The organism is Chryseobacterium amylolyticum, assembly GCF_051011775.1.
GTDB lineage: Bacteria > Bacteroidota > Bacteroidia > Flavobacteriales > Weeksellaceae > Chryseobacterium.
This window is the reverse complement of sequence record NZ_JBPCHX010000002.1, coordinates 40,313-55,160: the sequence shown is the minus strand read 5'-3', so window position 1 is coordinate 55,160 and position 14,848 is coordinate 40,313. Positions and strand designations below refer to the sequence as shown.

Genomic DNA, 14,848 nt, shown 5'->3' with positions numbered 1-14,848 from the left:
TTTATAATTAATTTTTCAATCAAAACCACATATAATAAATCTATATACAACGAAATACTCAATTAATTGAACAATTACTATAAATCAAGGATTTATTATAATACATTTGCAATAAACCCACCACCAAAAAAAACACACATTGATTAGATTTATATTTCTAGCAATTACGACCTGGCTTACTTGCATTCTAACATTCCCTGCAAAACCATTCTTGTTTAGGCGGGATATTGTTCTTCTTTTTCAAAAAAATGATTTCATTTTTTATAAAAATCTATCTCTTCAAAAATTGATATTGGCATTGTATTACAGAACGAAACGGTATTTCAAACTATACCTTATTAAGTCTCTGCTATTGCAATTTTTATCTGCCTGCGAATCAAAATTATTTACAAAAAACACTGAAGATATGTTAAAAACATTAGTATTTAAGAAACTGCAGACAATAGCTGCACTCCGCCAAAAAACACTTATTTTCTTACTCATCATACTCACACTGAATACGGTCTATGCTCAAAGAGATACAGATCACTGGTTTGCCCCGATGATGAAAAGAAATATAAATGCAACAAAACAGCAGGGTTTATATTTTTCAACAGACTCTGCAGCTCCTTTTCCCATACAGATCTATAGCAACAATACTTTGATAGGAACAGTTACAGTAAGCAAGGGTAATCCACAGGTATTTAATGTTCCTTTTCAAAACATGATGACGACTTCTGTGGCAGATTTATTTAAACCTGTCCAAATGGGATTGTATACAAAGGGAACCCAACCCTATTTCGTAACCTTTAGATTTTCGTCAGCAAATCATGCAGAGATATTAACATCTAAGGGTAAGGCCGGAATAGGAAAAATCTTCTATGTTGCGACAGCTCCTATAACAGATGCGAACCCCGCCGCCGGTATAAATTTCACTACAGGAATACTAGCTACAGAAGACAATACCACGGTTACAGTCTCCGGATATTCGCCAGATGTAATATTTGCTAATAATATGACAGGTACCACGAATCCTACCATGACTTTTACTCTTAATAAGGGACAATCATACATCATTGAAGGTGATGGGACTTTAGCTCAGAACCGTAAAGGTTTTATCGGTGCAAAGATTACTGCAGACAAACCGGTTTCTGTTACCAATGGTAATTTCAACGGACAATTTACTCTTACTCCCAGTTCTTTTTTGGGTTTCGGAACGGATATTATTATGGATCAATCTGTTCCGGTGGATAGACTTGGCAATGAATTCGTGCTAGTAAAAGGAAATGCCAATATCAGTGAACGAATGGAGGATGCGCTGATCATCGCAACAGAAAATAACACGCAGGTATTTATCAATAATGCCGCCACACCTGCAGTAACCCTTGATGAGGGACAAAGTTACAGGGTTAATGAGGTATCAAACACAAACTACATCAACCAGGGTAACAACCATTATAATATGTACATCAGAACGACTAAAAATGTTTATGTATATCAGCTGCTAGCAGGTGTTGTCAATGATAGCGAGGCTGCTACAGGCGGATTCAATTATATTCCTCCCCTCAATTGTTTCTTACCCAGAAAAATTGATGAAATCGGAATGATTAATATTCTTCCTCCTTCTACCAATACTGTGAAACTAAATATTCTAACAGAAACCGGAGCTACCGTTATGGTTAACGGGAATCCCCCTGCTGCTGCACAAGGTCCCTATCCGGTAAGCGGAACCAGTAACTGGGTTTCTTATTCGATTCCTAATATTACGGGAAATATAACAGTGACTTCCAATAAAGCAGTAACCGCAGGAATTGCCGGCGGAAGCGGTGCTGTAGGATATGGCGGATATTTTGCCGGCTTTTCTTCCATTCCCGTTATTTCCAAACATTCTGGTGATTGTATTCCCGGAATCATACTGGAAGTAGATGACAGTTATGATACCTATCAATGGTATAAAGAAAACGTTCCTGTTCCCGGAGCTAATAACAATACCTACACCCCTACCCAATCAGGAAATTATACAGTAAAAATTACCATAGGATCATGCCCTCCTGTTGTAACTCCGGTATACAAAGCATACACCTGCCTTACTAACACAACAGTAAATGAAACTATGTGTGATGGAGTGAAGCAGATTATTCCTACGTTTACCAATTCTACACAAACCGTAGTTCCGGTAACAGTAAAAATCATTACCCCTCCTGCGAATGGCACAGCAACAATTGACCCAACTACCGGAGTTATAAGCTATTCCCCCAACCCTAATTATCAGGGACCAGAAACTATTGTTTATCAATTTTGCGGAAATAATCCTGATTTTACAGATTGTGAAAAAGTAACTTTGAATATAACAGTATCTGAAAAGCCCAAAGTAAATGATACATCCGTAAGAACCTGCTTCCTTGAATCCAATATCGCAACAGGATTATTTAATCTTAGCAATGTGAATGTAACAACAGCTACAAACATCACTAAAAAATATTACCCTTCCCTTACAGATGCCCATGCGGGAACCAATGAAATTCTGACGCCGGGCAATTACATTGCTCCCAATGGAGTCGTTTATGTAAAGGTTATTAGCGGAAATGGCTGTTATAGTGTTTCAGTAATAACTCTGATTGTAATGCCTCCTGTAAAGTCTGATATTCTCGCAGATAAAACCATCTGTATGGAAAGTAAAACCACTCTTGATGCAGGTCCTGGTTTTAAAAGCTACGAATGGAGCACCGGAGCTACAACTCAGACCATTAAAGATGCTGGAGTGGGAACTTATTGGGTTAAACTTAAAACCGGTGAGTGTATTGTCACACAAACAGTGAAAGTTTATTCTTCAGAAAATCCGGTTATTTCAAATATTGATATCTCAAATAATACCATAACACTAAATGTGACCGGAGGTACACCTCCTTATAAATATTCTATTGACAATATTAACTGGCAGGATTCTAATGTATTCACCAATGTTGCAAAAGGAAATGCAAGTGTATATGTAAAGGATGATAACAATTGTGAACCTGTAAAAATAGATATCACCATTCCTAATCTGATCAATGTCATTACTCCTAATGAAGACGGGATTAATGATGTTATAGATTACTCTTCACTGGCAGTAAAAAATAATCTGGTAATTAATATTTTTGACCGCTATGGAAATAAGATCTTCCAGGCAGATAAGACGAACGGATACAAATGGAACGGAACGTTTGATGGAGGAAAGAGAGCTGCTACCGCAACATATTGGCATCAGATTTCCTGGAATGAATCCAATAAGGTGAAAACTCCAATAAAATATACCGGTTGGATTCTTGTTAAGAACAGAGAGTAATAATTAGTTTAAAACTATATTTAATAAGCCACGGTTATACAATCGTGGCTTATTTTTGTTTCAGTTCTCTGATTAAATTTATTTGTTAGATCATACTCAACATAAAAATAATATAGATTTAATTTATTTTTAACCACAATTTCGAAATCATGTTTTTTTATTCTGTTTTCAAAAATTTAATACTTTTTATTACTAAATTTGTGAGAAAGACTACCGCTGAATGAAAAAAATTTTATCTTTTTTGTTTATGTTTTGCATTTTCACCTTTGCTTTTGCCCAGTTGGACCGAGAGCATTGGTTTGCTCCAATGATAGATAGAACAATCACCACTAATCCCTATCAGAAACTGTATTTATCTACCAACAGAACAACTCCTTTCCCTGTAAGTATTTATAATAATAATACACTGATCGGAACTGTAAACATAAGTAAGAATAATCCACAGAAATTTGATGTATTAAGAAGTTATATTATTACCAAACTGCAGACCGATTTATTTACTCCAACAACCAAAGGATTATATCTAAAGGCAGAATTTCCTTTTTATGCCAATCTAAGATTCTCAGTATTTAATCATGCAGAAATCATCACGTCCAAAGGAATTCCCTCTACAGGGCTAAAATTTTATGCAGCTTCGGCTCCTATTTCTGTAAGCAACAATATTCTTAACTTTATGACCAGCGTACTGGCCACTGAAGATAACACAACAGTCACCATTTCCGGATACAATCCTGCCGTTCAGTTTTCTAACGGAACAACCGGAGCTACCAACCCGACAATGACTTTTACTTTAAATAAAGGACAATCTTACATTATTGACGGAATCGGAAATATAGCTGGAAACTTTGATGGTTTTATTGGTTCAAAAATTACGTCAAACAAACCCATCAATGTCACTAATGGAAACTTTAACGGGCAATATGCCGGTAATTTTCCTTCCAGTTCAGATATTTTAATGGATCAGGCGGTGCCTGTTAACAGGCTTGGAAATGAATTTGCCCTTGTAAAAGGCAATGGCCCGATTGGTTCCCATATGGAAGGAGCCATTGTAATTGCTACTGAAGATAATACACAGATTTTTGTCAATAATGAAATTCCCCCTATAGCTACCATTAATGCGGGAAAATATTTTGTTATTCCTGATTCAAAATATATTCTCCAGGGAAACGGCCACTATAATTTATATCTCAAAACATCCAAGAATGCTTATGTCTACCAGCTTTTAGCCGGAGATTCAAATACAGGAAATCAAACCGCTACCGGAGGATTCAATTTTATTCCAGCCTTGAACTGTTACCTTCCCAAACAAATTAATGAGCTGGGACTTATTAATGAAAATTTTGTCCATTCCAATGGTAATCCCGGGGGAATTCTGAACATTCCGACAAAACTGAACCTTATTACAGAAAGAGGGGCTAATATTACAGTAAACGGAGTGAATCCTCCTGCATTTACCGGACCTTATAATATGACAGGTACCACCAACTGGGTTACCTATGGGCTCCCCAATGTAACGGGGAATATTACTGTAGTTTCAGACAAGGCAATTATGGCCGGAATTACAGCAGGAAGTGATGCTGTAGGGTATGGAGGTTTTTTTGCAGGTTTTCCTACGCAGCCCGTTATTTTACAATCTGGCGGTGGTTGTATTCCTGGAGTAGTTCTTACTGTGGATCCACTCATCTATGATACCTACCAATGGTACAGAAACGGTACTATTATTTCTGGAGCTACTGCTTCTTCTATTACTCCTACACTACCGGGTTATTATACCTGCTCTGTAACAATGGGCAGTTGTGCGCCTTTAGTCACTGAGCAGTTTAAAGTTCTGAACTGTACCAAATTATCCAATATATCATACAATGTTTGTAATGCTAAAACTATAATTCCTGCATTCAGTAGTTCATCACAAACTCCGGATCCCGGCACTGTAGCAATTACAACTGCACCTTCGCTGGGTACAACTGCCATAAACCCCACTACAGGCGCTATTACTTACACTGTTAATAATCCTGGTACACCAGGAACAGATACATTTACGTATACATTCTGCGGAAATGATCCTGACTTTCCGGATTGTGAAACGGTAACTGTTACCATCAATATTCAGACTCTGTCAGTAACAAATACAACATTACATGCCTGCGACATCAATGGACAGGGAACTTTTAACCTGACTACAGCAAATGTCAGCAGCGGCTCTCCTGCTACCATTACCTATTATCCTACACTTGTAGATGCTCAGAATGAAAATGCAGCAGCTTTAATAACCAATGCAACAGCTTATACCGCACCTAATGGTACAATCATCTATGCAGTTGTAAATAACAATATTGGCTGTAAAAGTATTGCGCAAATAACACTATCTCTTTTCAATAAAGCTATTGTTCTGGATAACTACAATGGAGTTTTCTGTGATGATAATCTGGATGGGACAGTCACTGTTATACTTTCCAGTATTACCCCTGTTGTACTTAACAATCCAAATTATTTTACCAATGTAAGATATTATGCAAACCTGGCTGATGCCAACGCCGGAAACAATAATACACTGCCTAACAACTGGAGTTATACAGCTACTACTACGATTTACATCAGAGTAGATTCTCCGGATGGATGTGCCTCTGTAATCAAGCCATTGCAATTCAGTATCGGGGCCAAACTAACACTGATTACCCAAAACGTTACAGAAAGCACCTGTGATGATGACCTGGATGGAACAAAAAGTGTCAATTTAGCTCAGTTTATTCCTCAGTTTACATTGGACCCGGGTGTTACTTTCACTTTCCATGCTACTTTAGCAGATGCCCAGAACAATGTAAATATGGTTTCATCACCTGTTAATATTACAAATTCGCAGACTTATTATATCCGTTTTGAAAAAAACGGGGTTTGTCCTGAAGTAGGTACTCTTAAAATAAACATTAAAGTGCCTAAAAAATCAGATATATTAAAAGATAAAACTATTTGCCCTAACACCACTACGAAACTTGATGCCGGACCTGGTTTTGAAAGATACCTGTGGAGTACGGCCGCTACTACGCCTTCCATTACCAATGTTCCTCCGGGAAGTTATTGGGTAGAACTTACCTTTAATGGCTGTGTATATAAACAGTATGTAAACGTTACAGAATTACCCCTCCCTATGATTACGTCTATTGAGATTGACGGAACAACAGTAAAAATCGGGGTAAGCGGTGGCACCCCACCTTATCAATATTCATTGGATGGTGTGGTATGGCAGAGTTCCAATGTGTTCTACAATGTCCCGAGAGGAGCTCACAATGTATTTGTAAAAGATTCCAGAATGTGCGCAGATGTTAAGAAATCATTTGCTGTCATTAATCTGATTAACACCATTACTCCGAACGGAGATGGCCATAATGAAGGAATAGATTACTCAGCCTTAATGAAGAATGAAAATCTGGTATTCCGTATTTTTGACAGATACGGTGCGGAGGTCTTCAGAGGAACTCCTGAAAACAGATATACCTGGGACGGAAGAGTCGGCGGCAGATATGTTCCTACAGCAACTTACTGGTACTTTATCACCTGGACAGAATATGGCTCTACCCTACTGGTAAAATACTCGAGCTGGCTGTTGGTAAAACACAGACAATAGTAAAAAGCGAGAAGAAAAGAGTGAAGTATCTCAGTTGCTTTTTTCTTCCGGCTTTTTCACTTAAATCTTCCATTTTTTAAATGAATGGCAAATTTCTAACACTCCTTAACAATTAAATCCCAAAGTTTAATATAACTTTAACCACTATTCTTCATCTAACAAGGCAGAATTGCTTTATTTCTACGTAATTTTGCGCATTATATGAAGAAACTGTTTACTCTGCTGCTATTGGTTTTTCTGGCAAAAATTAATGCACAAATATATTCCGGCGAGGTATTTCTGAGAGACAACTCTATTTTATATCTTAATCAGGTTTATGTCACAAACCTGAATACACAGAAAACCGTTCTTACGGACTACAATGGTAATTTTAATATTCCTGCCAACGCAGGGGATATAATCCGGTTCACCTCTATTGTTACCGAAAGAAAAGATATTAAGCTGACTCCTCAGTTAATGCAACAAAAAAACCTTGTTGAGCTTAAAATCGCGTATTATGAAATTCAGGAAATCGTTCTCAGCAGGTTCAAGCCTACAGGGAATCTTCGCTATGATGTAAACGCTTTAAGAAAAGAAGACAAAGCATATGCACTTAAAAAAGTAATCGGTCTTCCAGAGCCGAAAGGTGACGGAACACCTCCTGAACTTCCTGTTGCCGGGCTAAGAGACGGAGGTCTTACCTTCAGCCTTGAAAGTATCTATGACATTCTTTCCGGGGAGAGAAAGAAAAAACAGCGTTATCAGGCTTATGAAAGAATGAACAGTTCTGTAGCACAGATCAAAAACTATCTGGGAAAAGACTATTTTGCGAAATTTAAAATTCCTGAAAATCTGATTGATAATTTCCTCCAGTTTGTTTATACGTCTGAAAATATTCAGGCTTATGTATTGGCGGGCAATTTTGAAGCAATAAAAATTCCTATCGAAAAATATCTTCCGATCTATCAGAAAAGACTTAGAAGTTCTCATCTCCAAGAGGTTGTAAGCAACAACTAGAAATTCGGGTAAAATAAGACAGAAATATTTAATAATCCATGTTCATCACATGGATTATTTTTTTCAAACAACCGGAAAATGCCTTCCAAAGCCCTATCACAACACATATAATATGAATTATTCAACTTTTACGATGTATAATTCTTCATTATTCAAAAATATGCTTAATTTTATCTCACAAACAAGTGTTTAAAATAAAAACACCGGATATTTCGTTATCCAAATAAAAACTAATCAATCAAAGCACAAATTAAGGGAGAGCACCGAATATCTAATTTAATATTAATTAATGAAAAAAGTACTTTTACTTCTTAGCTGCATGTTTTTATTTACTGTATCTGCCCAAAAAAAGGGGAAAGACTACAGTGATATTCTGAAAAGTAAAAATATCTATGAGATCAATGCCTTTCTAAGAGACGCTCATCCTGATGATCCCCGCAGATCCGTCCTGAAACCAAGGGTAATGGAAATGATGAAAGATTACATCAAAAATGCACATCCTGCTGATCAGAAAGTAAAAGATATGCAGGAAATGCTTGCCATGCTGAGAAGAAGACCTTCTACAAAGATTACCTTTGATGAAATGAACGCTATCATCAAACAAAAACAGATTGCGAAATACAAGGCTGAACTGGCAGCAAAACAACCCACAACGGTCTACACTCCAAGTAATGCTCAGAATACATTTGTTGTAAATGCAGCAGCTAATACAGCAATTCCCAATTCCGAAGCCGAAGAATTCAACATGCTAATGGCAGTGTCTCCGGTAGAGCATAAGAACAGAACCGTAAAGATCCTGAATTCTTTATTCGACAATGATCCTAATGCCAAGGAATGTATTGTTATGATTCAGAATAAATCAGATTGTAATATTATTGTCAGAATTGAAGGCGTGGGAACCACCAGATACAGGCTGGCAGTTCCGGCCCAGGGTGAAGGCTCTATTGTTGTGGAAAAAGGCCAGTATCTTTTCACCAGCCTGGTGTGCGGGGCTCAATATGCCTCACAAAAAACCATTGAAAGACCAATTATGGTGGCATTAGGAAGCCATTAATCTTAATTCTAATTGAAGTATCTTCCTGTCTTTTTACCTTCAAAAGACAGAGATTCTCCATAAATTTTTAGTATTTTTGCACTCATTTTATAACTCAATGGGCAAGAATAAATTAGCAAGATTTGCAGAAAACAAAATATTACCAAATGTAATCCAACCTACAAGAGAAGATGCCTTAAAAGGGTTCGAACTCAGAGGAAAATGGAGAGAAGACTTTTTTAAGAACGATAATCCAATCGTTTTAGAACTAGGATGTGGAAAAGGCGAATATTCTGTAGGACTCGCAAAAGCATTTCCTGAGAAAAACTTTATCGGAATCGATATCAAAGGCGCAAGATTCTGGTTCGGTGCTAAAGAAGCTGTAGAAAACAATATGAATAACGTTGCTTTCCTGAGAACCCAGATTGAACTTGTCGACTATTTTTTTGCTGAAAATGAAGTGGACGAAATCTGGATTACATTCCCTGATCCGCAGATCAAATTCAAAAGAACAAAACACAGATTAACTCATCCTGACTTTTTGAACCGATATAAAAAATTTCTGAAACCTGGTGGTATCATCCATCTGAAAACAGATTCAGAGTTTTTACATGGCTATACATTAGGGTATTTACAGGGAGCCGGCTATGAAATCATCAGTGCTCACCATGATATCTATGGAGCTCCGGAATATGATCCCAACACGGAACACCTGAGAGATATCAAAACTTATTATGAAGAACTTTTCTCAGCTAAAGGAAAAACTATTACTTATATCAAATTCCGGATAAGCTGATGAAATAAAAATAACGATTGATGAAAAAAAAGCTTTTAACCGTTTTATTCTTAATCTTCACATTTCTGTTCCCCAACCTGATATCTGCGCAGAAAAAAGGAAATAAAGACATCCTGAAAAGCACTGATATCAAAGAAATTGAAGAGTATATAAAGAATACTCATCCTGACGACCCGAAGAAAAGCGTACTGAAACCCAAACTCATCGCCTTAAAAAATGCGGAATGGACAAAAGGAGCCCGTACAGCCAAACCTATGGAAGCAAGGCCTGTTATCTCCGATATTCCTAAAAGCATCATGAGAAATCCTAATTCAGATGATGCTGAAGAGTTTAAAAAGCTTATCGCAGAAACTTCTGCTGAACATAAGGAAAAAACAGTGAAGCTTCTGAACGCAATGTTCAATGAAGATATTACACGCAAAGAGGCAATACTCTTATTTAAAAATAATTCAGATTGTAATATTGTATTGAGGGTTGAGGGAAAAGATTATTATAACCTTGCTGTTCCTGCTCACGGGGAAAATTTTATTGTGATCAATAAAGGTTCATACACGCTCAGCAGTAATATTTGTGATATAAAATACTTCTCCCAGAAAGATATTAAAAAAAGTATATTTGTGACGGTTGGCAGTCCGAAAACGGCAGAAACAGAAAACAGTACAACCGAAAAGAATGAAGTTCAGAAAGAGAAGCCAACAAACAAAAGAAAAATCAAAAAATAAAATAGTATGAAAAAGCTATTAGTTTTTGCCGGATTTTCAATAATCTTTGCCGGCTGTAATGTAAATTACGGCGGTTATCCGGGAAGAACCTCCTATCCTTACCCTACCGGTAGCCCAACAGGCAACAGAGCCAATACAGAACGAGAATATAATGAACTTATAAAGACCTACAAACCGGAAACAGCTGAAGTTCTTAATGATCTTCTTAACAATGATGACCCAAAGAATCCCCGTACCTCTATTTCAGTTGAAAACAAATCACCTTGCAATATGGTACTTACAGTAAGCGGAAATAACTTTTTCAAGAAAATCCCTATTGGTGCCGGAAAAATAGGATATACTATGGTTGCAAAAAATCAGAATTACAGATTATCAGGAGTCTTGTGTAACTCGACATACCAGTCTACAAAATTTATAACCACTTCTTATTCTATAAAGCTTTCAAACTAAATACAACCTGCAGGATTCTGCAGGTTTTATTTTTAATGGAGAGAGAGATAAACCAATACATCTAAAGTACCCTAAGACCGCTTATAGCTCCAATATAATATAGACAATAAAAAAACGCTGGACCTAAATCCAGCGTTTTTCCTATATTAAAGAAAATCTTCAATTATTCTGCATCGAAATCAGCATCTGTATCAGCAGATACTTTTTCTCCTTCTTCTTTAGACTTTTCTTTATCAGCTTTTCTTTGAGACTGACCTTCTTTGATAGATTCAGAAACTACGCTAAGGATCATATCAATAGACTTGGAAGCATCATCGTTTCCTGGGATAACGAAGTCAACTTTTCTTGGGTCAGAGTTTGTATCAACAATACCGAAAACTGGAATACCTAGTTTCTTAGCTTCAGTTACCGCGATGTGCTCTCTTAAGATATCAACTACAAATACAGCAGATGGAAGTCTAACCATGTCAGCGATAGAACCTAAGTTCTTCTCTAGGTTAGCTCTTTGTCTGTCAACCTGTAATCTTTCTTTTTTAGATAAAGTTTCGAATGTACCGTCTTTTTTCATTTTGTCGATAGCATTCATCTTCTTTACAGCCTTTCTGATAGTAACGAAGTTCGTTAGCATACCACCTGGCCATCTTTCTGTAATATAAGGCATATTAAGTTCAGAAGCGTGTTTTGCAACTACTTCTTTCGCCTGCTTCTTAGTAGCTACGAAAAGAACTTTTTTACCTGCAGAAGTTAATTTTTCTAAAGCGTTGCAAGCTTCATCCAATTTAACCGCTGTTTTATGTAAGTCTACAATGTGAATACCGTTTTTCTCCATAAAAATGTATGGAGCCATATTTGGGTTCCACTTTCTGGTCATGTGACCGAAGTGTACGCCAGCCTCTAAAAGGTCTTTTACATTTGCTTTTGCCATGTTTTCTGTTTTTGTTAGTTTACTTTCCGTCTTTTAAACAATCAACAACTTCTTTAGATGGGAGAAGCGTTTGGATGCTAAACGTAACGGGCAATTTTGCTTTAAGCTTCAGGCAGTAAGCCATAGGCTTTGAAGCGAATTAAAAATTTTAATAAGTTGTTCAAAAAGCTTATTGCATATTGCTTTAAGCTTACCGCAATTCTTAACGTTTTGAGAATTGGAATCTCTTTCTTGCTTTTTTCTGACCTGGCTTCTTTCTTTCCACCATTCTTGCGTCTCTTGTAAGTAAACCAGCTGGCTTCAATGCTAATCTGAACTCAGCGTTGATTTCGCATAAAGCTCTTGAAATACCTAATCTGATAGCTTCTGCCTGACCTGTATTTCCACCACCGAATACGTTTACGGTAACGTCATACTGACCAACAGTCTCAGAAAGGATGAACGGTTGGTTTAATTTGTAAACCATTACATCTGTAGAGAAATATTCTTTAGCGTCTTTACCGTTTACTGTAATAACACCAGAACCTGGTTTTACATAAACTCTAGCTACAGAAGTTTTTCTTCTTCCGATTTTGTGAACTATAGACATAATTAATTATTTAAATTCGTTAACATTAATTGTTTTAGGCTGTTGAGCTTCATGTTTGTGCTCAGTTCCTTCATATAAGTAAAGGTTCTTAAGGATAGCAGCTCCCAGTCTGTTTTTAGGTAACATCCCTTTTACAGACTTCTCCAATACCTTTAAAGAATCTTTCTTCTGAAGTTCAGCCGCAGTCATAGACTTCTGTCCACCAGGATATCCTGTATGCCAGATATAAGTCTTATCAGCCCACTTGTTTCCGGAAAGTGTAATTTTCCCAGCATTCAAAACGATTACGTTATCACCACAATCTACGTGAGGTGTATAGTTCGTTTTGTGCTTACCTCTCAAAATCTTTGCAACCGTAGAAGCTAATCTACCTAACGGCTGTCCTTCAGCGTCTACCACAACCCATTCTTTATTAGCAGTAGCTTTGTTCGCTGAAACAGTTTTGTAACTTAATGTATTCACACGTTTTAGTTAAAGATTAAACATAATTTACCCCTAAAAGGGTGTGCAAAGGTACAAATTATTTTTGTAACCCAAAAACATATTTTATTTAATCTATATATTATTCGTTATATAGCCCAGTATCAATAGATTTTAACACTATTTATAGTTTTGGCATAAATCTTGCGAACTGTAGGCCGATGAAAAAACACTTTCGAAGATTCTGAAAACACCAATGAAACAGTAAAGAGTTTATTCCCTCAACTCTTTCTTTTATTAAATTTACTTTAACGTTCCTCTTAAAATACATCAATATCATTATATTTTCACCGAAATAATTATATTTGTGGCAATCATATTCCATAATTCATGAGCCACGGAAAACTAAGAGATGATAAAACCTGTCTTAACTGCGGACATCAGGTTGAAGAAAGGTTTTGCCCCCACTGTGGGCAGGAAAACGTTGAGAGCAGACAGCCTTTTCATTTTCTTTTTACTCATTTCATAGAGGATTTCACCCATTATGACGGACAGTTCTGGAAAACCATACAGTATCTTTTTACCCGTCCCGGCAGACTTACCAAAGAATATCTGGAAGGGAAAAGACAATTATATGTAGCACCTGTAAAGCTATATATTTTCATAAGTTTCATCACATTCTTTCTTCCCAATATCATACCTCATGCCAAAGAGGAGGCTGAAAGACCCGGCCATATTAAAACGGAAGCAAAAGCAAAAAGGCAGAAAGAGATCTCTAAAGACGTTGTAAAAGATTTGCAGAAAGAAGGACTGTTATCTCATGAAACGGCTGCTACAGCACAAAAAACACTGGATACTTTAAAGATAAAAGACGGGCAGGAAAAAGATGAGATTTTTGACAGCACATTCGATACCAATGAAGCATCCGTTATGAAGGCCTACACGATGAAGCAGTATGATTCCATCCGTGCTACAGATAATACGGGAATCTATACATTGATGCGCCCCATTGCGAATAAAGTGTTTGATCTAAAGGAAGAAGGATACAGTAAACATCAGATCTGGGAAAAATATAAGGAAAACTTTATTCATACTATTCCCAAAGCACTTTTTGTGTACCTGCCGATATTTGCATTCTTTTTGTGGCTGTTCCATAATAAGAAAAAATGGTGGTATTTTGATCACGGGATTTTCACCCTTCATTATTTTTCCTTTCTCTTACTGGGAGTGCTGATGTTTATCGTAGGAGAAAAAATCACCAGCTTCCTGCCGGACAATAATATACTTACCTTACTATATGTTCTGGCATGCCTGGCACTGGGTACCTATATGACAATCTATTTCTTTGTAGCGCACCACAGGGTATATGAAACCAAAAAAAGAATAAGTATACTGAAAGGCTCCTTATTATTTATTGTTAATTATATCGGATTGCTTCTGATGTTCCTGGTGCTGATGTATCTGAGCTTTATTATGCTGCACTAGTTTCTAAGGGATTTATTACCTCTGAAACTTGCAAATAAATAATAGGCAACGAAAACTGTTGAAAACTTCAGAATAGAAGGGATTGCCTGTTCAAGCGTAAAAATCAAAGTTCCTAAAAGAACCAGAAGTCCCATAGCCAAAAATGAAAGGCCTAATTTCTTTGGCAGTGTAAAATCAGGAGTATCCAGATAATAAGCAATTCCCCATGCTGAGCCAAAGGCAAAGGCATAATAAATGTCCAGTCCAATGTTTTCAGAACTTAAAAAGAAATAATTGATAAGGAAACTTACTACGGTTCCCAGAGCGAAATACATCAAAGCTTTTTGCATGTCTGTAGAAATATTCTGCAAAAGTAGAGAATTTAAACGGGCTATGGAATCGTTGTAAATATTTTAATGAATGAATTAAAAAGCAGGCTTTATAACCTGATAAAACAAAATCCGGTTAACTTCATTATAGTATATTAAATAAATAGTACCCAAAAGGTAATTGACAACGAATACTAC

The 14,848-nt window shown here is 36.7% G+C and carries 12 protein-coding genes; 8 read left to right on the top strand and 4 right to left on the bottom strand.

Annotated elements, in window-relative coordinates; translation table 11 throughout:
• Positions 1 to 406 precede the first annotated feature (406 nt).
• The 7 genes from ACR1PO_RS05365 to ACR1PO_RS05335 all read left to right on the top strand — a co-directional run bounded on the left by ACR1PO_RS05365 (position 407) and on the right by ACR1PO_RS05335 (position 10,923).
• Positions 407 to 3,304, top strand: coding sequence for a T9SS type B sorting domain-containing protein (locus ACR1PO_RS05365; protein WP_433986105.1), 2,898 nt, complete (start codon positions 407 to 409; stop codon positions 3,302 to 3,304).
• Positions 3,305 to 3,611: 307 nt separating this feature from the next.
• Positions 3,612 to 6,926, top strand: coding sequence for an FIDD domain-containing protein (locus ACR1PO_RS05360; RefSeq protein ID WP_433986104.1), 3,315 nt, complete (start codon positions 3,612 to 3,614; stop codon positions 6,924 to 6,926).
• Between the two features lie 201 nt (positions 6,927 to 7,127).
• A complete protein-coding gene (locus ACR1PO_RS05355; protein WP_332385628.1) occupies positions 7,128 to 7,922 on the top strand; it encodes a hypothetical protein in 795 nt (264 codons plus the stop codon).
• A gap of 289 nt (positions 7,923 to 8,211) precedes the next feature.
• On the top strand, positions 8,212 to 8,976 hold the full coding sequence (locus ACR1PO_RS05350) for a DUF6759 domain-containing protein (RefSeq protein WP_433986103.1): 765 nt from the start codon (positions 8,212 to 8,214) through the stop codon (positions 8,974 to 8,976).
• Positions 8,977 to 9,073: 97 nt separating this feature from the next.
• Positions 9,074 to 9,751: a tRNA (guanosine(46)-N7)-methyltransferase TrmB gene (trmB, locus tag ACR1PO_RS05345; protein ID WP_433986102.1), complete on the top strand. Its 678-nt coding sequence runs from the start codon at positions 9,074 to 9,076 to the stop codon at positions 9,749 to 9,751.
• 20 nt (positions 9,752 to 9,771) lie between these two features.
• The gene (locus ACR1PO_RS05340) at positions 9,772 to 10,473 is read left to right on the top strand and encodes a DUF6759 domain-containing protein (RefSeq protein WP_433986101.1); all 702 of its coding nucleotides are present in this window, start codon (positions 9,772 to 9,774) and stop codon (positions 10,471 to 10,473) included.
• Between the two features lie 6 nt (positions 10,474 to 10,479).
• Complete coding sequence (locus ACR1PO_RS05335) at positions 10,480 to 10,923, top strand: DUF6759 domain-containing protein (protein ID WP_332385624.1); 444 nt, start codon at positions 10,480 to 10,482, stop codon at positions 10,921 to 10,923.
• 163 nt (positions 10,924 to 11,086) lie between these two features.
• On the opposite strand, the gene rpsB is transcribed toward ACR1PO_RS05335, so the two are convergent.
• From rpsB to rplM, 3 genes are all read right to left on the bottom strand, one after another.
• Positions 11,087 to 11,848: a 30S ribosomal protein S2 gene (gene rpsB, locus ACR1PO_RS05330; protein WP_002976219.1), complete on the bottom strand. Its 762-nt coding sequence runs from the start codon at positions 11,846 to 11,848 to the stop codon at positions 11,087 to 11,089.
• A 202-nt stretch (positions 11,849 to 12,050) separates the two neighbouring features.
• Positions 12,051 to 12,437: a 30S ribosomal protein S9 gene (gene rpsI, locus ACR1PO_RS05325; RefSeq protein ID WP_002976218.1), complete on the bottom strand. Its 387-nt coding sequence runs from the start codon at positions 12,435 to 12,437 to the stop codon at positions 12,051 to 12,053.
• Positions 12,438 to 12,443: 6 nt separating this feature from the next.
• Positions 12,444 to 12,899: a 50S ribosomal protein L13 gene (gene rplM / locus ACR1PO_RS05320; protein ID WP_002976217.1), complete on the bottom strand. Its 456-nt coding sequence runs from the start codon at positions 12,897 to 12,899 to the stop codon at positions 12,444 to 12,446.
• Between the two features lie 348 nt (positions 12,900 to 13,247).
• Here rplM and ACR1PO_RS05315 point away from each other — a divergent pair, with 348 nt between their 5' ends.
• Complete coding sequence (locus tag ACR1PO_RS05315) at positions 13,248 to 14,342, top strand: DUF3667 domain-containing protein (protein ID WP_433986100.1); 1,095 nt, start codon at positions 13,248 to 13,250, stop codon at positions 14,340 to 14,342.
• Here the strand turns inward: ACR1PO_RS05315 and ACR1PO_RS05310 are convergent.
• Positions 14,339 to 14,671 (bottom strand): hypothetical protein, encoded by a 333-nt coding sequence (locus tag ACR1PO_RS05310; RefSeq protein ID WP_433986502.1) that lies wholly within the window; start codon positions 14,669 to 14,671, stop codon positions 14,339 to 14,341. The genes ACR1PO_RS05315 and ACR1PO_RS05310 overlap by 4 nt on opposite strands.
• Positions 14,672 to 14,848: the final 177 nt, after the last annotated feature.

Bases quoted from the DNA above. Each gene is read 5' to 3' on its own strand.
- ACR1PO_RS05315 (WP_433986100.1), top strand. From the start codon at position 13,248: ATGAGCCACGGAAAACTAAGAGATGATAAAACCTGTCTTAACTGCGGA.
- trmB (WP_433986102.1), top strand. From the start codon at position 9,074: ATGGGCAAGAATAAATTAGCAAGATTTGCAGAAAACAAAATATTACCA.
- ACR1PO_RS05360 (WP_433986104.1), top strand. From the start codon at position 3,612: ATGATAGATAGAACAATCACCACTAATCCCTATCAGAAACTGTATTTA.
- rpsI (WP_002976218.1), bottom strand. From the start codon at position 12,437: ATGTCTATAGTTCACAAAATCGGAAGAAGAAAAACTTCTGTAGCTAGA.
- ACR1PO_RS05355 (WP_332385628.1), top strand. From the start codon at position 7,128: ATGAAGAAACTGTTTACTCTGCTGCTATTGGTTTTTCTGGCAAAAATT.
- ACR1PO_RS05350 (WP_433986103.1), top strand. From the start codon at position 8,212: ATGAAAAAAGTACTTTTACTTCTTAGCTGCATGTTTTTATTTACTGTA.
- ACR1PO_RS05365 (WP_433986105.1), top strand. From the start codon at position 407: ATGTTAAAAACATTAGTATTTAAGAAACTGCAGACAATAGCTGCACTC.
- ACR1PO_RS05340 (WP_433986101.1), top strand. From the start codon at position 9,772: ATGAAAAAAAAGCTTTTAACCGTTTTATTCTTAATCTTCACATTTCTG.
- ACR1PO_RS05310 (WP_433986502.1), bottom strand. From the start codon at position 14,671: ATGCAAAAAGCTTTGATGTATTTCGCTCTGGGAACCGTAGTAAGTTTC.
- rpsB (WP_002976219.1), bottom strand. From the start codon at position 11,848: ATGGCAAAAGCAAATGTAAAAGACCTTTTAGAGGCTGGCGTACACTTC.
- ACR1PO_RS05335 (WP_332385624.1), top strand. From the start codon at position 10,480: ATGAAAAAGCTATTAGTTTTTGCCGGATTTTCAATAATCTTTGCCGGC.